General features: G+C 64.8%; 18 protein-coding genes and 1 tRNA gene. 3 read left to right on the top strand and 16 right to left on the bottom strand.

Features of this window, described 5'->3' with window-relative positions:
- Positions 1–125: 125 nt before the first annotated feature.
- From Q0L30_RS07055 to Q0L30_RS07035, 5 genes are all read right to left on the bottom strand, one after another.
- The gene (locus Q0L30_RS07055) at positions 126–1,082 is read right to left on the bottom strand and encodes a ribose-phosphate pyrophosphokinase (RefSeq protein ID WP_293046603.1); all 957 of its coding nucleotides are present in this window, start codon (positions 1,080–1,082) and stop codon (positions 126–128) included.
- A 69-nt stretch (positions 1,083–1,151) separates the two neighbouring features.
- A tRNA-Gln gene (locus tag Q0L30_RS07050) sits at positions 1,152–1,228 on the bottom strand.
- A 53-nt stretch (positions 1,229–1,281) separates the two neighbouring features.
- A complete protein-coding gene (gene ispE / locus Q0L30_RS07045) occupies positions 1,282–2,184 on the bottom strand; it encodes a 4-(cytidine 5'-diphospho)-2-C-methyl-D-erythritol kinase (protein WP_296653081.1) in 903 nt (300 codons plus the stop codon).
- Positions 2,185–2,213: 29 nt separating this feature from the next.
- The gene (lolB, locus tag Q0L30_RS07040; protein ID WP_296653228.1) at positions 2,214–2,834 is read right to left on the bottom strand and encodes a lipoprotein insertase outer membrane protein LolB; all 621 of its coding nucleotides are present in this window, start codon (positions 2,832–2,834) and stop codon (positions 2,214–2,216) included.
- 81 nt (positions 2,835–2,915) lie between these two features.
- The gene (locus Q0L30_RS07035; protein WP_296653078.1) at positions 2,916–4,757 is read right to left on the bottom strand and encodes a tetratricopeptide repeat protein; all 1,842 of its coding nucleotides are present in this window, start codon (positions 4,755–4,757) and stop codon (positions 2,916–2,918) included.
- A 111-nt stretch (positions 4,758–4,868) separates the two neighbouring features.
- On the opposite strand from Q0L30_RS07035, the gene mutM reads away from it, so the two are divergent.
- Both mutM and mutY read left to right on the top strand, forming a co-directional pair.
- The gene (gene mutM, locus Q0L30_RS07030; protein ID WP_296653225.1) at positions 4,869–5,708 is read left to right on the top strand and encodes a bifunctional DNA-formamidopyrimidine glycosylase/DNA-(apurinic or apyrimidinic site) lyase; all 840 of its coding nucleotides are present in this window, start codon (positions 4,869–4,871) and stop codon (positions 5,706–5,708) included.
- Positions 5,709–5,723: 15 nt separating this feature from the next.
- The gene (mutY, locus tag Q0L30_RS07025; RefSeq protein WP_296653076.1) at positions 5,724–6,863 is read left to right on the top strand and encodes an A/G-specific adenine glycosylase; all 1,140 of its coding nucleotides are present in this window, start codon (positions 5,724–5,726) and stop codon (positions 6,861–6,863) included.
- A gap of 31 nt (positions 6,864–6,894) precedes the next feature.
- On the opposite strand, the gene Q0L30_RS07020 is transcribed toward mutY, so the two are convergent.
- The 11 genes from Q0L30_RS07020 to kdsD all read right to left on the bottom strand — a co-directional run bounded on the left by Q0L30_RS07020 (position 6,895) and on the right by kdsD (position 16,681).
- Entirely contained in the window at positions 6,895–7,530 is a 636-nt protein-coding gene (locus Q0L30_RS07020; protein WP_296653073.1) for an LON peptidase substrate-binding domain-containing protein, read from the bottom strand.
- 38 nt (positions 7,531–7,568) lie between these two features.
- Complete coding sequence (gene rapZ / locus Q0L30_RS07015; RefSeq protein ID WP_293038013.1) at positions 7,569–8,462, bottom strand: RNase adapter RapZ; 894 nt, start codon at positions 8,460–8,462, stop codon at positions 7,569–7,571.
- A 173-nt stretch (positions 8,463–8,635) separates the two neighbouring features.
- Complete coding sequence (gene hprK, locus Q0L30_RS07010) at positions 8,636–9,604, bottom strand: HPr(Ser) kinase/phosphatase (protein WP_293038015.1); 969 nt, start codon at positions 9,602–9,604, stop codon at positions 8,636–8,638.
- Positions 9,605–9,776: 172 nt separating this feature from the next.
- Positions 9,777–10,232, bottom strand: a complete 456-nt coding sequence (ptsN, locus tag Q0L30_RS07005) for a PTS IIA-like nitrogen regulatory protein PtsN (protein ID WP_293038017.1) — start codon at positions 10,230–10,232, stop codon at positions 9,777–9,779.
- Between the two features lie 371 nt (positions 10,233–10,603).
- The gene (gene raiA / locus Q0L30_RS07000; RefSeq protein ID WP_296653064.1) at positions 10,604–10,963 is read right to left on the bottom strand and encodes a ribosome-associated translation inhibitor RaiA; all 360 of its coding nucleotides are present in this window, start codon (positions 10,961–10,963) and stop codon (positions 10,604–10,606) included.
- Positions 10,964–11,137: 174 nt separating this feature from the next.
- Complete coding sequence (locus Q0L30_RS06995; RefSeq protein ID WP_296653063.1) at positions 11,138–12,664, bottom strand: RNA polymerase factor sigma-54; 1,527 nt, start codon at positions 12,662–12,664, stop codon at positions 11,138–11,140.
- Positions 12,665–13,017: 353 nt separating this feature from the next.
- A complete protein-coding gene (gene lptB, locus Q0L30_RS06990) occupies positions 13,018–13,809 on the bottom strand; it encodes an LPS export ABC transporter ATP-binding protein (protein WP_296653061.1) in 792 nt (263 codons plus the stop codon).
- Complete coding sequence (lptA, locus tag Q0L30_RS06985; protein ID WP_296653058.1) at positions 13,806–14,507, bottom strand: lipopolysaccharide transport periplasmic protein LptA; 702 nt, start codon at positions 14,505–14,507, stop codon at positions 13,806–13,808. The genes lptB and lptA overlap by 4 nt, the downstream gene beginning before the upstream one ends.
- A gap of 31 nt (positions 14,508–14,538) precedes the next feature.
- A complete protein-coding gene (gene lptC, locus Q0L30_RS06980; protein ID WP_296653055.1) occupies positions 14,539–15,141 on the bottom strand; it encodes an LPS export ABC transporter periplasmic protein LptC in 603 nt (200 codons plus the stop codon).
- On the bottom strand, positions 15,141–15,695 hold the full coding sequence (locus Q0L30_RS06975) for an HAD family hydrolase (RefSeq protein WP_296653053.1): 555 nt from the start codon (positions 15,693–15,695) through the stop codon (positions 15,141–15,143). Before Q0L30_RS06975 ends, lptC begins: the two co-directional genes overlap by 1 nt.
- 2 nt (positions 15,696–15,697) lie before the next feature.
- Positions 15,698–16,681, bottom strand: coding sequence for an arabinose 5-phosphate isomerase KdsD (gene kdsD / locus Q0L30_RS06970; RefSeq protein ID WP_296653050.1), 984 nt, complete (start codon positions 16,679–16,681; stop codon positions 15,698–15,700).
- Positions 16,682–16,992: 311 nt separating this feature from the next.
- On the opposite strand from kdsD, the gene Q0L30_RS06965 reads away from it, so the two are divergent.
- The coding region (locus Q0L30_RS06965) for a cation:proton antiporter (protein ID WP_296653047.1) at positions 16,993–18,843 on the top strand (1,851 nt) is incomplete at its 3' end.

The raw sequence follows: 18,843 nt of genomic DNA, 5'->3' as shown, positions 1-18,843 counted from the left end.
GGGGCCTTTCCGGCAAATTAGCTGCCTGAAGGCCCCAAACAATACAGCGCAAACCTTCGTCCGTTTGCGCTGATTACGTCAAAAGCGCGGCTTTCTTGCGAACGCCGCGCCTTGACGCGAATCTCTTAACCTTCCGCGAACAGCGACATCACCGAGTCGCCGCGACGGATACGCGAGAAGGTTTCCGCCAGCAGACCGGCGCTCGAAAGCGCGCGAATCTTCGCGCACGAACGTGCTTCGGCGCCAAGCGGAATGGTGTCGGTAACAACGAGTTCGTCGAGTGCCGAGGCGGCGATACGCTCGCCTGCGCCACCCGAGAGAACCGGGTGCGTGGCGTAAGCGAACACCTTCTTCGCGCCGCGCTCCTTGAGCACTTGCGCGGCCTTGCAGAGCGTGCCGGCGGTGTCGACCATGTCGTCCATGATCACGCAGGTGCGGCCGTCGACTTCACCGATGATGTTCATCACTTCGGCGACGTTCGCCTTCGGGCGGCGCTTGTCGATGATCGCGAGGTCGCAGTTGAGCTGCTTGGCGAGCGCACGGGCGCGCACCACGCCGCCGACGTCCGGCGACACGACCAGCAGGTTCTCGTAGTTCTGCTTGCGCAGATCGCCGAGCAGCACGGGCGTGGCGTAGATGTTGTCGACCGGGATATCGAAGAAGCCCTGAATCTGGTCGGCGTGCAGATCCATCGTGATGATCCGCTCGACGCCGGCGATTTCCAGCATGTTCGCCACGACCTTCGCCGAGATGGCGACGCGCGCCGAACGCGGGCGGCGGTCTTGACGGGCATAGCCGAAGTAGGGGATCGCTGCGGTGATCCGGCCTGCGGATGCGCGCTTGAGCGCATCGACCATGATCATCAATTCCATCAGGTTGTCGTTCGTCGGCGCGCAGGTGGACTGCAGGACGAAGACGTCCTTGCCGCGTACGTTTTCCTGGATTTCGACCTGGATTTCACCGTCGGAGAAGCGGCTAACCATAGCCTTACCGAGGGGAATACCGAGGATCTTGACGACTTCCTGTGCAAGCGCGGGATTTGCGTTGCCAGTAAAAACCATCAGGCCGTCATGGCTGCTCATCATGCACCTGCTGCGGACTTGGGGCGAGAGGAACTACTAGATATCTGCAGGCGTTGCTGCAGGAATACTTGGCAGGGGAGGAAGGACTCGAACCCTCGCATGCCGGAATCAAAATCCGGTGCCTTAACCAACTTGGCGACTCCCCTACACTTAACTCTGCGCTTCGCTGGGAGGGCAGGGCCGTTCAGCGAGGCTAAATCTATGCCGCGAAAGCGAAGAGAGGATGGGTATCAAGACTCGATGTCACCGCGCTTCTCCACGCCGGTTGAGCTTCACGCAGTTTGGTTTGCACCGCTTCTGCTTCGGCCCGGCTGGAAAACGCTGCAAAAACGCTCGCGCCCGATCCGGTCATCCGCGCTGGCGTGATGCTGGTTTCGATGCCGCTAAACCACTTCAACACCTGCGCTACTTCCGCGTATTTCCCTGCGACAACCGCTTGCATATCGTTTTGGCCGAAACTGTCTGGCCATCCGTTTTGCGTTGCATGCTGTGCAAGAAAGACTGCTATTGTGCAGGGCTTCGTATCTCGTGTCAACGATTTTTCCGAAAAAATCGCGGCAGTCGGAACGTGTACCTGCGGCGTCACAACCAAAAAATGACGCGGGGGCAATTGTACAGTTTCCAGTGCTTCGCCAACACCCTCGGCAAACGCGTTTTTGCCGAACACGAAGAACGGCACGTCGGCGCCGAGTTTCAGTGCGAGCGTCTGGAGTTCGGCGCGCGTCAGACGAAGTTTCCACAGGCGGTTCAGTGCGAGCAGCGTCGTCGCCGCGTCCGAGCTGCCGCCGCCGAGTCCGGCGCCCATCGGCAGACGCTTTTCGATGTCGATCTCGACGCCGTCCGGCGTGCCCGTGTGCTCCTTGAGCAGCATCGCCGCGCGCACGGTGAGGTCCTGCTCGGCGGGAACGCCGTCCACTTCGGTCGTGCGCGTGATGCGGCCGTCCTGGCGGCGCTTGAAGTGCAGCGTGTCGCCCCAGTCGAGCAACTGGAACACCGTCTGCAGGTTGTGATAGCCGTCCGCGCGGCGGCCGGTGATGTGCAGGAACAGATTGAGTTTCGCGGGCGCGAGGCAATCGCGCAGCGAGTCTTGAGTTTCGGTCATGATGCGTGTGACGGACGGGGCCGCCCGGTTTATTGGTCGAGCACCAGCTTGATCGCGAGCGGCGGGTTGTCGCGTGTGAGGTTAAGGCGCTTCACGCCGGTGGCGGGCGCATCGGCATAGGCCATGTAGTCGATGGTCCAGCCGTCCTGCTCGATTTGTGCGAGGCGCGACGGATCCTGTGGATCGGCCTTCGTGTACGCGTGGGAAGTCGGCGCGACAGAGGGCTGCAGCCAGTAACGCAGGCCCTCGACCGGCAGTGCGAAACCGAGTGCCTGGCGCATCAGGGTCGACACGTTGTCGGCGGTGAGCGGCTGCCGGTTCGGCAATTCGAGCGTCGCTTGCGCCGGCGACGACGTGACGATCGCCATCGTCTGTCCAAGCGGATTGCGCAGTTGCAGCGTCACCGTCGAGTCGGCTTCGCGCATTTCGAAGTTGCCGTAGGCGTTGTTCGGGCGGCCGTACTGGTCGACGTACTGCACGGCGAAGCGGCCGTGCCAGGCGCGGTTCGTCTGCGTCGTGAGCGACGTAGTGGCGTTCGAAGTGGACGGCTGATGCGGCGGTTGCGTGGCGCAACCTGCGAGCGCGAGCAGCGCCGACGCCGCTACGCCGAGCGCCGGGCGCCGCACGAGGCGGGTGTAGATCGAATGCAGTACGGCGGAGCCGGAAGTCGGTCGGGTATCGGGTTTCAACGCGGGTTTCAACACAGGCATCAGCGGGACATCGGCGGTATATCAGAGATCGTTCACCTGGAAGCGCTTGAGCGTCTTCAGGAGCGTGTCGTTATCGGGTTCGAGCTTGTGCGCCTCGCGCCATGCGGCACGCGCGCCGTCCTGGTCGCCGTTTTTCCACAGCACTTCGCCGAGGTGCGCGCCGATCTCGGCGTTCGGCTGCATGCTGTACGCCTTGCGCAATAGCTTGATGGCGTCGGCGTTGTCGCCGAGGCGGTATTTCACCCAGCCCACGCTGTCCATGATGAACGCGTCGTCGGGTGCGAGCGCCGAAGCCTTCTCGACCAGCTTGTCGGCTTCCTGCAGGCGCAGATTGCGATCCGCAAGCGAGTAGCCGAGCGCGTTGTACGCCTGCGGGTTGTCGGGCTGCGCCTTGATGAGCTTGCGCAACTGCGCTTCCATCACGTCGTAATGGCCGGTTTTTTCGGCCGTCATCGCGTAGTCGTAGACGAGATCGGCGTCGTCCGGGAAGTCGCCCACGGCCTTCGCGAGCCGCTCTTCCGCTTCCGGATAGCGCTTCGCGTCGAACAGGATCGTCGCGTCCGTGCGTGCGATCAGCGCCTGGTCGTGCGGATCGTCGGAGTGAATGCTCGCGAGCTGGCGCCGCGCGTCGTCGGTCTTGCCTTCCTTGTCGAGCAGCTGCGCGCGGGCGATCTGCCCCGGAACATACTGCTGGCTCGTCGTGCTGATCCTGTCGAGCCACTTCTGCGCCGCGGCGTCGTCCTTCTGTTCGACGGCAAGTTGCGCGAGGTAGATGTAGCCCTGGCCCGGGTCCGCATTCGGCGTCTTTTCCGCAAGCTGCACGTATTGCGTCAGATACTTTTGCGCGGGCTCGAACTTCTTCTGCTGCACGTTGATCAGCGCGAGCGCCATCAGCGGCATCAGGTCTTTCGGACCGTCCTTGCGCAAGATTTCGAACTGCTTTTGCGCGTCGTCGAGGCGGTCGGCGGCCAGGTAGGTCTGTGCGAGTGCGAGCCGTCCTTCGCGCGACTTCGGGTTCTGCTGCACGAATTTCTCGATGGCCGCGATGCCCTCGCTGCGCTCTTCAGGCCCCATCTGCGACAGCATCAAGGCCGCGGGCAGGTAGCCGGGCTTGAGCGTGAGCGCCTGCTCGAACGACTTGCGCGCGCCGGGCAGATCGTCGGCGAGCAATTGCTGACGTCCGATCGCAAGTTGCGCCTCGGGACGGTTGATGTCGTCCTTCAGCAGATCTTTCAGCACCGCCAGACCGCCGATGCGGTTCGGTCCGCGCGAGATCAGGAGCTGCAGCGAGACGAGCGCCGGCCCGCGATTCTCCGCGGGCACATGCGCCAGTTCGCGCGCGAGCAGCGGTGCGGCGTCTTCGGGACGGCCGGACAGCACGAGCAGCGACGCGTCGAGTTGCGCGGCGCGCTCCGAATCGGGTGCGTACTGCTGCCAGAGCTGGACGGCGTTCAGCGCGTCGGACGGGCTCTGCGCGGCAAGCGCGATTTCCGTCGCGCGCTGCGCCATGCGCGGATCGTGCGTGTCGCGCGCGAGTGCGAGGTACGTTTGATAAGCGGGCGCCGGCTGGTCGCGCTGGAGCGCGATTTCCGCGGCGAGAACCTGGAACAGTATCTGGCTCGACAGCGGCGTGTCGGGCAGATCTTTCATCTCATCGGGCGTTTCCGGGCCGAATGCGTCCGGGATCGAAACGGACGTGTCGTCCGTGTCGGGGGCCGGATCCTGTGCATATGCGCTCGACGTGGTCAACGCCCAGGCCGCGACCACCGCCGCGCCGATCAGGCGGACGCCGATGGTGGAAGGCAGGCGTGGCGCGTGAGGGGCCGGGCGCTTCGCAAACAGTTTTACGAAAGACAGTTCCATGGATTTCGGTCGAATGTTTCGGTCGATTGTAACGCGCTGGCTACAATACGCGCACAACGACGACGCAAGTTGCAGACCAACTCCGAACATCACCAGGTCAAGACCTTAGACATGCCCGAATTGCCGGAAGTTGAGGTTACGCGCCGCGGAATCGAGCCCTGGGTCACGGGCCGTCGCATCGAGCGCGTGGACGTGCGCAATCCGGCGCTGCGCTGGCCGGTTCCGCCTGCGCTCGCACGCACGCTGCGCGGCCGCACGATCCGTTCCGTGGGCCGCCGGGGAAAATATCTGCTGTTCGAAGTGGAGGAGGGCTGGTTCATCGTCCACCTCGGCATGACCGGGACGTTGCGCGTGCTCCGGAATGGGGCGCCGGGTGCGAAGCTGCACGCAGCGGAAAAGCACGATCACGTCGACTGGCTCTTCGACGACTTTACGCTTCGCTTTCGCGATCCGCGCCGCTTCGGCGCGGTGCTCTGGCATCCGCGCGAGGCGGGCGACGTGCTCGGCCATCCGTTGCTGGCGAAGCTCGGCATCGAGCCGTTCACGCCGGCGTTCGACGGCGCGCTGCTCTATCGCGAAACGCGCGGGCGCAAGGTTTCCGTCAAGCAGGCGCTGCTCGCGGGCGACATCGTGGTGGGTGTCGGCAATATCTACGCGTCGGAGAGCCTGTTTCGCGCGGGTATTCGTCCGACCACGCCCGCGGGCCGCGTATCGCTCGCACGTTACGAACTGCTTGCGGATGCCGTGCGCGCCGTGCTCGCTTCGGCGATAGAAAAAGGCGGCAGCACATTGCGCGACTTCGTCGGCAGCAACGGCGAAAGCGGCTATTTCCAGCTCGAATATTTCGTCTACGACCGCGCGGGCCAGCCGTGCCGCGTGTGCGGCACGCCGATCCGGCAGATCGTGCAGGGCCAGCGGTCCACTTATTTCTGTCCGCGCTGCCAGCGCTGATTCACCGGCTATTTCATGTACGTTTCTTCGCCGCCATCCGGCACGCATCTCACCGAACTGCTCGCCGACTATCCTGCGGAACTGCGCGCGAACTTCGCGCCGCGCCTCATCGCGTGGCAGCGCGAGCACGGCCGCCACGACCTGCCGTGGCAGAACACGCGCGATGCGTATCGCATCTGGCTTTCGGAAATCATGTTGCAGCAGACCCAGGTCGGCACCGTGATTCCGTACTACGCACGATTTCTCGAGCGCTTTCCCACCGTCGAGGCGCTTGCGCGCGCGCCACTCGATGACGTAATGGCGCGGTGGGCCGGGCTCGGCTACTACACGCGCGCGCGCAATCTCCATCGATGCGCGCAGGCGGTTGCTGACGAGCATGGCGGGCAATTCCCGTCCACGGTTGAGGGGCTGGCCGAGCTTCCCGGCATCGGCCGTTCGACGGCGGCGGCCATCGCATCGTTCGCATTCGGTGCGCGTGCAACGATCCTCGACGGCAACGTGAAGCGCGTGCTTGCGCGCGTGTTCGGCGTGGAGGGTTTTCCGGGCGACAAGCGCGTGGAGAACGCGATGTGGACGCTCGCCGATTCGCTCGTACCGAACGACGGCGCGAGCAATGCGGACGTGAGCGCCTATACGCAGGGACTGATGGATCTTGGCGCGACGCTGTGCGTGCGCGGCAAGCCCGATTGCGCACGCTGCCCGTTCGCCGCGGATTGCGTCGCGAATACGACGGGGCGCCAGCGCGAACTGCCTGCGGCGCGCCCGAAGAAGACGGTGCCCACGCGCCGCACGTGGATGCTCGTGCTACTCGATGGCGATGCGGTGATGCTGCAAAAGCGTCCGCCGAGCGGCATCTGGGGCGGCCTCTGGAGCCTGCCCGAAGCGGACGGCGAAGCGGCGGTCGCCGCGCGAGCACAGTCGCTCGGCGCGGCGGGCGCAGTGTCGCCGCTCGCGCCGTTCTCGCATACGTTCACGCACTTCAAGCTTGAAATCGAGCCGCGCGTGATCGAGCTGGCTCGCGATGGCGGCGTGTCATCCGCGCTTGAACTTTCCGATGAAGAAACCGTGTGGGTCGCGCTGGGCGAGATCGACGCATTCGGCGTGCCTGCGCCGGTGCGCAAGCTGCTCGACGGGCTGCGCGGTTCGCTGATCTGACGCGCGCGGATCGACGCTTGGATCGAATGCGTTATAGCAGCTGATGTTGTTGCATGTAGTGATGCACGACGTCGATGCGCGCGCCGGCGTCGGGCAGTTCCATGAGCTTTTGGCGCGCACGCAGCGCGATCGGCAGCACTTCGGCAAGGCGATTGGAGACCCACGAGGGATCGTTCAGGCACAACGGCTGCGCGAACGGCACGCTGTCCGGATCGCGCTCGCGCATCGTCGCGATGATGCGTTCGAGCACCTCGGCACATGCGCCGAAACGCGCGAGCCGATCGCTGCCTTCCATCGGAATGTCGTCGGGCAGCAGCTCGGCGGCGCCGACGAGCAGGCCGTCGGTTTCGACGTGATGCGACAGCAAGCGAAACCGCCGCGTGCCGTGCGCGCGGATCAGCAGCATGCCGAATGCCTCGACGTCGAACTGCTCGATTTCGGCGAGACAGCCGACCGTTTCGGGCACCGCGGTTTCGTCGGGTTGCGCGACTTCGGCGCCGCTCTTGAGCAGGCACACGCCGAACGGCGTCTTCTCGCGCAGGCACTCGCTTGCCATGTCCAGGTAGCGCGCCTCGAAGATCTTCAGCGGCAGCAGGCCGCCTGGAAAGAGCACCGTATGAAGTGGAAACAACGGCAATTCGGCGAGCACGGCAGGGGACGAGGACATGGCGCAGCGCTTTCGGTCAAGGCCCGCACGCGGGCCGGTTAGGCAATCAGCCGGGACGATTCTCCAACATCGAGTGGTGCATCGCGGTGACGCACGATGACGTTCGATTCGCCCGCGAAGCGCGTGGCGAGCGTCTGGGCGATGTGAACCGAGCGATGCTGGCCGCCCGTGCAGCCGATCGCCACGGTGAGATAGCTGCGGTTGTCCGCACGAAAATGCGGCAGCCACCTGGCGACGAATCCATAGATATCGTCGATCATTTCGTGGACTGCCGGCTGCGCGCGAAGAAAGTCGATCACGGGCTGGTCGAGGCCCGTGAGCGGACGCAGACGGGCGTCGTAGTGCGGATTGGGCAGTGTGCGCACGTCGAACACGAGGTCCGCGTCGAGCGGCACGCCGCGCTTGAAGCCGAACGATTCGAAGGTGAGCATGAGCGAGCCGCGCGTGCTCTCGACGAACGCTTTGACCCACGCGCGCAGCGCGTTGGCGCTCAGGTTGCTCGTGTCGATCTGGTGGCCGAACTCGGCGAGATTCGCGACGAGTTCACGTTCGTGCTCGATGGCCTCTTCGAGCGATTTCAGCATGCCAACGTTTGCGTCGTGCGCCGCAGAGCCGGAAAGCGGGTGACGGCGGCGCGTTTCCGAAAAGCGCTGAATCAGCGATTGCGTGCTCGCGTTGAGAAACACGACGCGCACGTCGTGCTCGTGCGAGAGGTCGCGGATCATCTGGGGCATGTCGTCGAGCGACGAACTCGAGCGCGCATCGATCGCGACGGCGAGGCGATCGTAACCGTCGTCGGTCAGATAATGCGCGAGCTGCGGCAGAAGGCGCGGCGGCAGGTTGTCGACGCAGAAGTAGCCGACGTCTTCGAGCGCATTGAGCGCCACCGACTTGCCGGAGCCTGAGATACCGGTGATCAGGATGATTCGCATGGAAAAGCAGAAGGACCCGATTGGCCCATCATAGCATTGGACCCGCACGGCCGTGATGACAGGGCGGGCGGGCAGTACGTGATACGAAAACCCGCGAACGCCCACGAAAACCCGCGAACACCCGCGAACACCCGCGAGAAGCAGGCCTCGCGGGCCTCGCGGGTGTTCGCGCGTCAGATCAGCTTGCCCGCGAACTGGCTGTCGGGGTCCTGCATCGCGAGGCGCTGGCGGTCCATGAAGTCGCGCAGCGTATCGATGCCGCGCAGTTGCAGGATCGTGTTTCGCACGGCGGCCTCGACGAGCACGGCGAGGTTGCGACCCGCCGCCACCTGGATCGTGACCTTGCTGATGGGCAGGCCCAGCACGTCCACCGTCTGGCTTTCGAGCGGCAGCCGCTGGAATTCGCCGTCCGGGCGGCGCACCAGTTGCACGATGAGCTTGAGCTTCATCTTCCGGCGCACGGCGGTTTCGCCGAAGATCGTCTTGATGTCGAGCAGACCGAGGCCGCGCACTTCCAGCAGGTTCTGCAAGAGCGGCGGGCAGCGGCCCTCGACGAAATCCGGACCGAGGCGCACGAAATCGACTGCATCGTCGGCGACGAGGCCGTGGCCGCGGCTGATCAGTTCGAGGCCCAGTTCGCTCTTGCCGAGGCCCGAATCGCCGGTGAGCAGCACGCCCATGCCGAGAATGTCGAGGAACACGCCGTGCAATGTCGCGCGCGGCGCGAGGATGCGCGACATGTAAAGGCGCAGGCTGTCGATGACCGTTGCCGCCGACATCGGCGTCGTGAAGAGCGGCGTCGACGAGCGCGTGCAGCGCAGGACCAGCTCGGGCGGCGCCGTCATGCCGTCGGCGACGACGAGGAACGGCGGCTCGAGCGCGATCAGCTCGGCCATGTGGCGTGAGCGGTCTTCGTCGGTCTGGCGCTGGTAGTACTGGATTTCGGCTTCGCCCAGCACCTGGATGCGGTTCGGGTGGATCAGGTTCAGGTGGCCGACGAGGTCCGCGCTCGCCGTGGCCGTCGCCACCGTCTCGGTGGAAAAACCGCGTTCCCAGCCTTCGTGCCCCGTCAGCCAGCTGAGCTTCAGCGTGGTGGCGTTGTCGTCGAAGATGCTTTGGGCGTTGATGCTGGAAGTATCCATGAATCCATGACTCCGCGAGTGACACCGTTATGATCCGCGCCCGGCCTGAGCCGGGCGTTGCCGCTGGCCGGGCCCGGCGCCATGGCTGGCTGCCGTGCCCGCAAGGGCCCGCGCGTGTCCGTTGCCCGGGGCGTTTCGCCCGCGGGACCGGCACGCGATGCGGTGCGTTACCTCAAGGTTGCCACTGGGTGAGCAGACGATGCAACGTTTCGCGTTCCTGTTCCGTATTCAGACGCTCGCGCGCCTCGCGGTCCGACAGCAATTGTGCGATCTCGGACAGGATTTCAAGGTGCTGCTGCGTGGCCTGTTCGGGCACAAGCAGGAAGATGAGGAGCGAGACGGGCTGGCCGTCGGGCGCTTCGAACGGGATGGGCTCGGCGAGGCGCACGAACGCGGCGAGCGGATGCTTCAAGCCCTTGATGCGGCCGTGCGGAATGGCGACGCCTTCGCCAAGTCCCGTGGAACCCAGGCGCTCGCGCGCGAAGAGATTGTCGGTGACGGTGCTGCGGGCAATGCCGTTCTGGTTTTCGAAGATCAGGCCGGCTTGTTCAAAGACGCGCTTCTTGCTGGTGACGGACAGGCCGACGACGACGTTCTCGACAGGCAGTATTTTGGCTAAACGATTCATATTGGCAGGCGAAAACGTGGCCTGGATGCCCTTTACCCTGGCATGCGGCCCGAAATCCGGCGCCGAGCCCCGCGTCTCCGTAGTGCATGTGATTTTCGCGACGAAGCCGGTGCCGGGACCGTAGGGCGGTACGCCCCAAATGCGACTGGATCATTATAGAGCAAGCATACGGGCCGATGGTGCGATGCGCCTCGCATACGTGCAACCCCTTGCGCAGGGTTGCACCTGATCCAATCATTCGATGTGCTGCCTACACGAAAAAGCCGCCCGTTTCGGGGCGGCTCGTGCTTGCGGCCGGTTCTCCGGCTGCTGGTGAGCATCGCTCACCGGTGCGCATCACAGCTGAAACTCGCCGATGAAAAGCGCCGCGATCATTGCGGCGGAGCTTCGGCGGCCGGCGTGGCTTCCTGGTACTTCAGTGCATCGTGCTGGTGACCTTGCAGACGGTCCTTGTGGCGGACGACCTGGCGGTCGAGCTTGTCGACGAGCAGATCGATGGCCGCGTACATGTCGCCGTTCGCGCTTTCCACAAAAATGTCCTTGCCCTTCAGATGAAGGCTCACTTCAACCTTCTGTCTCTTATCCTTTTCCTTGTAGTTGTCGACCGAGAGGACCACATTGCCATCGATTACCTGATCGAAATGTCTTAGCACCCTGTCTAGCTTGGTGATCACGTATTCTCGCAAAGCTGGCGTTACTTCGAGATGGTGTCCACTGATCTTGAGATTCATAGTGCTTCTCCAGGCTATTGGCCGCTTGGCGCGTGAAACGCGGCTATGCCGGTCGACTGGTGCGGCCGCGCGCGGTTTCCCCGAAAGGCCTGCGCGGCGGACTACCTCGGCCGGCCATATCCGCCAACTGGCGCGGCGGCCGGAAAACGCCCATGCCGGAATCCCGGCAAAAGGCTAAAGAGACTTGCGCAGATTGACTGCCGGAATCTTCAGCGCCTCGCGGTACTTGGCGACGGTGCGTCGCGCGACCACGAAACCCTGTTCGGCCAGCAGTTCGGCTATGCGGCTGTCTGAAAGAGGAGTTTTAGGGTTCTCGGCTCCTATCAATTGTTTGATGAGTGCGCGGATGGCCGTTGATGACGCCGCGCCTCCTGTGTCGGTCGAGACATGCGATCCAAAGAAGTACTTAAATTCAAGTGTACCGAATGGAGTCAGCATGTATTTACCGGTTGTCACACGCGAGACAGTTGATTCGTGTAGGCCCAGCGTATCAGCAATCTCTCTCAAAACCAAGGGGCGCATGGCGATTTCACCATGCGCAAAAAAATTCTTCTGACGCTCGACGATGGCCTGCGCCACGCGCAGGATCGTTTCGAAACGTTGCTGGATGTTCTTGATTAGCCAGCGCGCTTCCTGCAGTTGCTGGCGCAGCGATCCACTGCCCGGATCCCCGCGGTTGTTGCGCAGGATATTGGCGTACAGATGGTTGATGCGCAGCTTCGGCACGACTTCCGGGTTGAGTTCCGCATGCCAGCTCTGGCCCGTCTTCCGGACGATGATGTCCGGCACCACATAGTCCGCCTCGGCCTTGCCGTAGGCGGCGCCCGGGAACGGTTCGAGCGAGCGGATCAGCGCATGCGCCTCGCGCAGCTCGTCGTCGCCGGTCTTCAGTTGCTTGCGCAACCGTGTGAAATCGCGTGCGGCGAGCAGTTCCAGATAGTTGGACACGATCTCCAGCGCGAGCGTGCGCGTGGGCGACGTATTGACGCGCATCAACTGCAGCTTCAGACATTCCGATGCCGAGCGTGCGCCCACGCCCGCCGGATCGAAGCTGTGCAGCAGCGCGAGCGCGGCGTTCAGCTCGTCGGCGTCGACTTCGAGTTCGTCGGGAATATCGGCAAGAATTTCATCGCACGTCGCGCACAGATAGCCATCGTCGTCGAGCGATTCGATCAGGAACGTGATGAGTGCGCGATCGCGCGGGCTCGCCTGCGTCACGCGTAATTGCGCCATCAGGTGATCGCGCAGCGTCGTGGTCGATTCGTGGATCTGTAGCGGCGGCAGATCGTCGTCGTCGGAAGCGGAACCGGAGCGGCCGTAGTCGTCGAGGTTCCACTGGGTGGCGTCGCCGGCCGCGTCGGCTCCGAGGCCATCGTATTCGTCGACGCCCTGCGGTTCGCCTTCGCTGTTTTCGCTGCCGTTCGCCGAAGAGGTCGATGTCGATGCCGCAGGTGCGCCCGCCGTGGAGATCGCCTCGCCCGAAGGCATGGGCGGCTGCGCGATGAGCGAGCCGTCGGCGGCAACGCGCAGCGGGCTCGCGATCCAGTCGTCGTCGTTTTCGAGCAGCGGATTCTGTGCGATCGCCGTGGACACCTCCTGCTGCAGTTCGAGCGTCGACAGCTGTAGCAGCCGGATGGACTGTTGCAGTTGTGGGGTCAGCGCAAGATGCTGCGAGAGGCGGAGTTGGAGGCTGGCTTTCATGGCGGTCTGCGATTCATTGTAAAGAGTTTGCCACGCCCGCGATACCACGCAGCGCCCACAAAAACGCGTGCGCCCCGCGTTGGTGCGGCCCTCAAATGGTTCGGCTCTTCGGCTCGCTTTTCGATCTGCTTTCGTTCTGTTCAGCGTCGGCGAACAGATCGGCAAATGCGGCCGCGATTACTTTGCAGCTAGCGGCGCTGCGCACACGTTTCAATCCTCTTGTTTCAATCCTTTTCGCGCGCGCGGCGGCACACCGCCCGCGCGAGGCGAGCGACGCGGCAAGGGAAAACACTGCTGAGGGAAGGCTTGCGCGCGCGGCGCCCGGCGGCACGGCCGGGGCGCGCGTGCGGGAATTACATGCGGAAGTGTTCGCCGAGATACACGCGGCGCACGCTTTCGTTTTCGATGATGTCGCCGGGCGCGCCGGCTGCGAGCACGGTGCCGTCGCTGATGATGTACGCGTGGTCGCAGATGCCGAGCGTCTCGCGCACGTTGTGGTCCGTGATCAGCACGCCGATGTTGCGCTGCTTCAGGAACTTTACGATCTTCTGGATTTCCAGCACGGCGATCGGATCGACGCCGGCGAATGGTTCGTCGAGCAGGATGAAGCTCGGATCGGTGGCGAGGGCGCGTGCGATTTCCACGCGCCGACGCTCGCCGCCCGAAAGCGACAGCGCCGGGTTTTCACGCAGATGCGCAATCTGCAGTTCGTCGAGCAGCGCTTCGGCGCGTTGCGCGATGATGTCTTTCGACAGGCGCTTGCCGTCGCTGTCCACCTGCAGTTCGAGCACCGCGCAGATGTTCTCTTCGACGGTGAGCTTGCGAAACACCGACGCTTCCTGCGGCAGATACGAAAGCCCGAGCGCGGCGCGCTTGTGGATCGGCAGGAGGCTGATCGACTGGCCGTCGAGATCGATCTCGCCGGCGTCGAGCGGCACGAGGCCGACGATCATGTAGAAGGACGTGGTCTTGCCCGCGCCGTTCGGGCCGAGCAGGCCGACGACTTCGCCGCTCTTCACGTCGAGCGAGACATCCTTGACGACCGTGCGCGAGCCGTAGCGCTTTTTCAGGTTGCGCACGACGAGCGAGCTCGTCTTGCCTTCGAGCTGCCGTCCGTGGCTGAGGGGAGCGGTCACGGTGTTCATTGTTGCGGCGCTTCCTTCAGCGTGGTCGACGGCGCGAGCGTGGCCGGCGCGCCGGTGAGCTCTTGCCCGCCGGTGTTGCGCGGCGAGAGCGTCGCGCGCACGCGGCCGGTCGGGTTGCCCGGGCCTGCGACGTCCTTGCCCGACTTCGCAGTGTAGAAGTCGTTCTGGCCGTCATAGGTGATGATGCTGCCGTGAACCTGATCCATCACGGTCGAGAGCCCCTGCAGGCGGCGCACCGTTGCGCGCGTCGTGAGCGTGGTGAGATCCTGGCGGCCATCGTAGTCGATGCGCTCGGCAGTGCCGTCGACGTACTCGTCGACGGCTTCGCGCTTCTGGCGGAAGAACGCGAGCGTCGTGCTGCCCGGCGGCACCGTGCCGGTCGCGTACTGGTAGCCCTGCGGATCCTGGGTGACGACGAGCTTGTCGGCCTTGATCAGGATCGTGCCCTTCGTCGCGACGACGTGGCCGGTGAAGATGGTCTGCTGCTTCAGATCGTCATAGGTCATGTTGTCCGCTTCGATGTTGAGCGGCTTGTCCTTGTCGGCGCGCTCGGCGTGTGCTGCGGGTGCGAAGGCGACAAGCGACAGTGCGGCTGCGAGCGCAGCCAGTGCGCCAGCCATGGTGCGAGCCATGCTGCCTGCCATGGTGCGATATGCGCGCGAGGCGCCGGACGGAGGACGGGGAAGCGATTCGTTCATGCAATCGTGCCTGGGGTGGACGGCCCGCGGGTCAGGACGAGCCGCCGGAATCTGCCGGGGCGATCGCGCCGCGGACGTTGCCGTGAAGCTGGATGACCCGGGTGACGTTGTTGTAATTCATGCCGCTGCTGGCCGTCATGACCGACTGGCCGCGACGAAGTTTAACCGGCTTTTCCGTCTGGATCACATCGTCATTGACGAGCACGCGGAAATGCTCGGAATCGGCCTGCATATCCGGGTCGCCCTCGCCCGCCGCGCGCAGGATGTGCGCGTTGTCGTAAAGATCGACGATCGAGGCGTCGGCGTTCACCTTGCCGCGCTGGCCCGTGGCCGTCACGATCGGCTTGCCGGGCTGGAACGCCCGCACGGCGGGCATCGTGAGCTCGCTCTCGTCGTCGTCCTCGTAGTGGGTGAGGTGCGTCGCGGTGAGACGGTACTGCGTGGCGCCGGACTGGTCGAGCTCGGACACCGAGAAGTTATCGGCGAAGTAATCCGGCGTGTGCGTAAGCGGGCGCGGCGCCGCTTCCTTTTCGTGCGGCTGGACCGCCTGCAGCAGCCACCACGTAAAGCCTGCCAGCGCCGCCACGCAGACGAGCGGAACAAGCGATGTGAGGCGGAATTTCTGTGCACTCATCACGGCTTCGCCGCATGCGGCGCGCAGGCGGCGGCAAGCAGCGCCTCGTAGCGGTTCTGCGCGCGCAGGATCATGTCGGTGACTTCGCGCACCGCGCCGTGGCCGCCGTGCGCGGCGGCGACCCAATGGGCGCGCGCGAGCACGTCGGCGTGCGCGTTCGCCGGTGCGGCCGCGAAGCCGCACTGGAGCATCACCGCGAGGTCGGGCCAGTCATCGCCCATGTAGCCGCATTCCTGCGCCGTCACGCCCGTTTCGGCGAGCAGTTGCGCGAACGCGACGCGTTTGTCTTCCACGCCCTGGTACAGATGCGTGATGCGTAGCTCCTTCGCGCGCACGGCCACGATCTCCGAGCGTCGCCCGGTGATGATGGCCGTGTCGATGCCGGCTTCGCGCAGCAGCTTCGCGCCGTGGCCGTCGAGCGAGTTGAACGCCTTCATCGTGTCGCCCGCGCCGGTGAACATCAGGCCGCCGTCGGTCAGCACGCCGTCGACGTCGAAAATCATCAGGCGCACGCGTGCGGCGCGTGCGGTGGCGTCGAGTGGGAGGGCCGTCATGTTCAGATCACCTTTTTCGCAAACAGGTCGTGCATGTTGAGCGCGCCGATCAGCTTGCCTGCGCCGTCGACGACCAGCATCTGATTGATGCGGTGGCGCTCCATCAGTTCCACGGCTTCGACGGCAAGATTGTCGGGTCCGATCGTGCGCGGGCCCTTCGTCATGACCGTTTCGATCGGCAGATTGCGGAAATCGCCCACGCGCTCCAGCACGCGGCGCAGGTCGCCGTCGGTGAAGATGCCGCTCACGCGGTCCTCCGTGTCGACGACCGCCGTCATGCCCATGCGCATCGCCGTGAGCTGGAAGAGGGCGTCGCTCACGGTGGCGCCCTCGCGCACCGACGGGATCTGCTCGCCCGTGCGCATCACGTCGCGCACATAAGTGAGCAGGCGCCGGCCGAGCGCGCCGCCCGGATGCGAGCGCGCGAAGTCGTCGGCGCCGAAGCCGCGCGCGTCGAGCACCGCGAGCGCGAGTGCGTCGCCGAGCGCAAGCGCCGCCGTCGTGCTGGCGGTGGGCGCGAGGTTCAGCGGGCAGGCTTCCTTTTCCACACCGGAATTCAGATGCACGTCGGCGAGCTGGCCGAGCGTCGATTGCGGGCGGCCCGTCATGGCCACGAGTTTCGCGCCGATGCGCTTCACGAGCGGTAGGATCGCGACGAGTTCTTCGGATTCGCCGGAGTTCGAGAGCGCCACGAAGACGTCGTCGGCGGTGACCATGCCGAGGTCGCCGTGACTGGCTTCGGCAGGGTGGACGAAGAACGCGGGCGTGCCGGTCGAGGCGAGCGTGGCGGCCAGCTTGCGGGCAATGTGGCCCGATTTGCCGATGCCGGAAACGACCACGCGGCCACGGCAGCCAAGGATGAGATCGACTGCGCCGACGAAGCTGTCGTCGAGTCGTTCGCGAAGCGCGCGTACGGCGTCAGCTTCGGTGTCGAGCACGTCGCGAGCGAGCTTCAGCGCCCGATCGCCATTGATTTTCGCTATCATCCGCGGAGTATAGCAAAGGCGCCTGTTCGCCGTGCCGGCGCGCCAGGCCTGAAAGCCCCCGTTGGCGCGCTGTTGGCGGGCAGTCGGCAGGCGATCGAGCCGGGCGTCCGCGCGAAGCTTTTCACCCCCGTCGTGCTTCTGCGTTGCTTCCCGAAAGCACTTCCCTTTTGGCCCGCTTTGCGCCGATCATTGACGCAGCCGGCGCGTGCCCGATGCAAACATCCGTTTCCTTTGAGGGGCCATTGAGGGGCCAATAAGGGGCCAAAGACAAAAAGCCGCAGACGCAACGCTACACGAGGACGCTTCACACGATGATCTCCCCGCTGGAAATGACGCTGTTTCTGCTGCTTGCCTCGGTAGTCGGCGTCGTGCTGTTCCGTTACCTGAACCTGCCGCCGATGCTCGGCTATCTGAGCGTCGGCATCCTCGTCGGGCCGCGCTCGCTCGGCATCGTGCCGGACATTCACGGTGCGCAGAACCTCGCCGAGTTCGGCGTCGTGTTCCTGATGTTCTCGATCGGCCTCGAATTTTCGCTGTCCAAGCTGCGCGCGATGCGCTACGCCGTGTTCGGGCTCGGGCTGTTGCAGGTGCTCGGGACGATCGCCGTCGCGCTCCTGCTCGGGCTCATGCTGGAGCCGTGGGTGCATATCACCTGGCAGGCGTGCGTCGCGCTCGGCGGCGCGCTCGCCATGTCGTCGACGGCCATCGTCAGCAAGATGCTCGCCGAGCGGCTCGAAATCGAATCGGCGCACGGCCGCAACATCCTCGGCGTGCTGCTGTTCCAGGATCTGGCCGTCGTGCCGCTGCTCATCGTGATCGCCGCGTTCGGCGGCGATCCGAAGTCGCTCATGGAGTCGCTCGGGCTTGCCGGGATCAAGATCGTGCTCGCGCTCGCGCTCCTGCTGATCGTCGGCCAGAAGTTCATGACGCGCTGGTTCAACGTCGTCGCGCGGCGCCGTTCGCAGGAACTGTTCGTGCTGAACGTGCTGCTCGTCACGCTCGGCGCCGCGTTCATCACCGATAAATTCGGCCTCTCGCTCGCGCTCGGCGCCTTCATCGCGGGCATGCTCATCGCCGAAACGCCGTACCGGCATCAGGTGGAAGAGGACATCAAGCCGTTTCGCGACGTGCTGCTCGGCCTCTTCTTCGTGACCACCGGCATGCTGCTCAATCCGCACGTGATCGTGCAGCACCCGCTGCTGGTGGCCGCGTTCCTGATCGGGCCGGTCGTGCTCAAGGCCGTCATGATCACGGCGCTCGCGCGGCTCTCCGGCGCGTCGCCCGGCGTCGCGATGCGCACGGGCCTCGGTCTCGCGCAGGCGGGCGAATTCGGCTTCGTGCTGTTGAACCTCATCCTCGACAAGCATCTCGTCGATCCGACGCTGCTCCAGGCGATCCTCGCCTCGATGCTGCTCTCCATGCTCGCCGCGCCGTTCCTGATCCAGAACGCCGACCGCATCGTGCTGCGCCTGTCGTCCACGGAATGGATGCAGCAGTCGCTGATGATGACACGCATCGCCACGCAGAGCATCAAGCAGACCGGCCACGTGATCGTGTGCGGCTATGGCCGTGCGGGACAGAACCTCGCGCGCATGCTCGAATACGAGGGGCTCTCGTACGTGGCGCTCGACCTCGACCCCGACCGCGTGAGTGCGGCGGCGGCGGCGGGCGAATCGGTGGTGTTCGGCGACGCGGCGCGGCGCGAATCACTCGTGGCGGCCGGCATCCATCGCGCGGCGGCGGTGGCGATCACCTATGCGAACACGCAGTCGGCGCTGCGCGTGCTGCACCATATTCACGAGCTCGAACCCACGCTGCCCATCATCGTGCGCACCGTGGACGATGCCGATCTCGAACGCCTGCTCGCGGCGGGCGCGACCGAGGTGATTCCCGAGATCGTGGAGGGCAGCCTGATGCTGGCCTCGCACATGCTCGTGGTGATGGGCGTGCCGATGCGCCGCGTGGTGCGGCGCGTGGAGGAGATGCGCGACGAGCGCTACAGCCTCTTGCGCGGCTACTTCCACGGCACCGACGATGTAGGCGAGGACGGTCACGAGCAGGTGCGGCTACAATCCGTACCGATCGACGAGCGCGCCGACGCCGTAGGTCGCACGCTCGCGGAACTCGGCCTGTTCGACCTCGGCGTGGATGTGACGGCGATC

This window comes from Paraburkholderia sp., assembly GCF_024281035.1.
In the GTDB taxonomy this organism is placed as follows: domain Bacteria; phylum Pseudomonadota; class Gammaproteobacteria; order Burkholderiales; family Burkholderiaceae; genus Paraburkholderia.
The sequence above is the reverse complement of the archived record's forward strand: the minus strand, read 5'-3'. Positions and strand labels throughout refer to the sequence as shown.

Coding starts and splice junctions, on each gene's coding strand:
- Q0L30_RS07055 (WP_293046603.1), bottom strand. CDS start 1,082: ATGAGCAGCCATGACGGCCTGATGGTTTTTACTGGCAACGCAAATCCC.
- ispE (WP_296653081.1), bottom strand. CDS start 2,184: ATGACCGAAACTCAAGACTCGCTGCGCGATTGCCTCGCGCCCGCGAAA.
- Q0L30_RS07035 (WP_296653078.1), bottom strand. CDS start 4,757: ATGGAACTGTCTTTCGTAAAACTGTTTGCGAAGCGCCCGGCCCCTCAC.
- mutM (WP_296653225.1), top strand. CDS start 4,869: ATGCCCGAATTGCCGGAAGTTGAGGTTACGCGCCGCGGAATCGAGCCC.
- mutY (WP_296653076.1), top strand. CDS start 5,724: ATGTACGTTTCTTCGCCGCCATCCGGCACGCATCTCACCGAACTGCTC.
- Q0L30_RS07020 (WP_296653073.1), bottom strand. CDS start 7,530: ATGTCCTCGTCCCCTGCCGTGCTCGCCGAATTGCCGTTGTTTCCACTT.
- rapZ (WP_293038013.1), bottom strand. CDS start 8,462: ATGCGAATCATCCTGATCACCGGTATCTCAGGCTCCGGCAAGTCGGTG.
- hprK (WP_293038015.1), bottom strand. CDS start 9,604: ATGGATACTTCCAGCATCAACGCCCAAAGCATCTTCGACGACAACGCC.
- ptsN (WP_293038017.1), bottom strand. CDS start 10,232: ATGAATCGTTTAGCCAAAATACTGCCTGTCGAGAACGTCGTCGTCGGC.
- raiA (WP_296653064.1), bottom strand. CDS start 10,963: ATGAATCTCAAGATCAGTGGACACCATCTCGAAGTAACGCCAGCTTTG.
- Q0L30_RS06995 (WP_296653063.1), bottom strand. CDS start 12,664: ATGAAAGCCAGCCTCCAACTCCGCCTCTCGCAGCATCTTGCGCTGACC.
- lptB (WP_296653061.1), bottom strand. CDS start 13,809: ATGAACACCGTGACCGCTCCCCTCAGCCACGGACGGCAGCTCGAAGGC.
- lptA (WP_296653058.1), bottom strand. CDS start 14,507: ATGAACGAATCGCTTCCCCGTCCTCCGTCCGGCGCCTCGCGCGCATAT.
- lptC (WP_296653055.1), bottom strand. CDS start 15,141: ATGAGTGCACAGAAATTCCGCCTCACATCGCTTGTTCCGCTCGTCTGC.
- Q0L30_RS06975 (WP_296653053.1), bottom strand. CDS start 15,695: ATGACGGCCCTCCCACTCGACGCCACCGCACGCGCCGCACGCGTGCGC.
- kdsD (WP_296653050.1), bottom strand. CDS start 16,681: ATGATAGCGAAAATCAATGGCGATCGGGCGCTGAAGCTCGCTCGCGAC.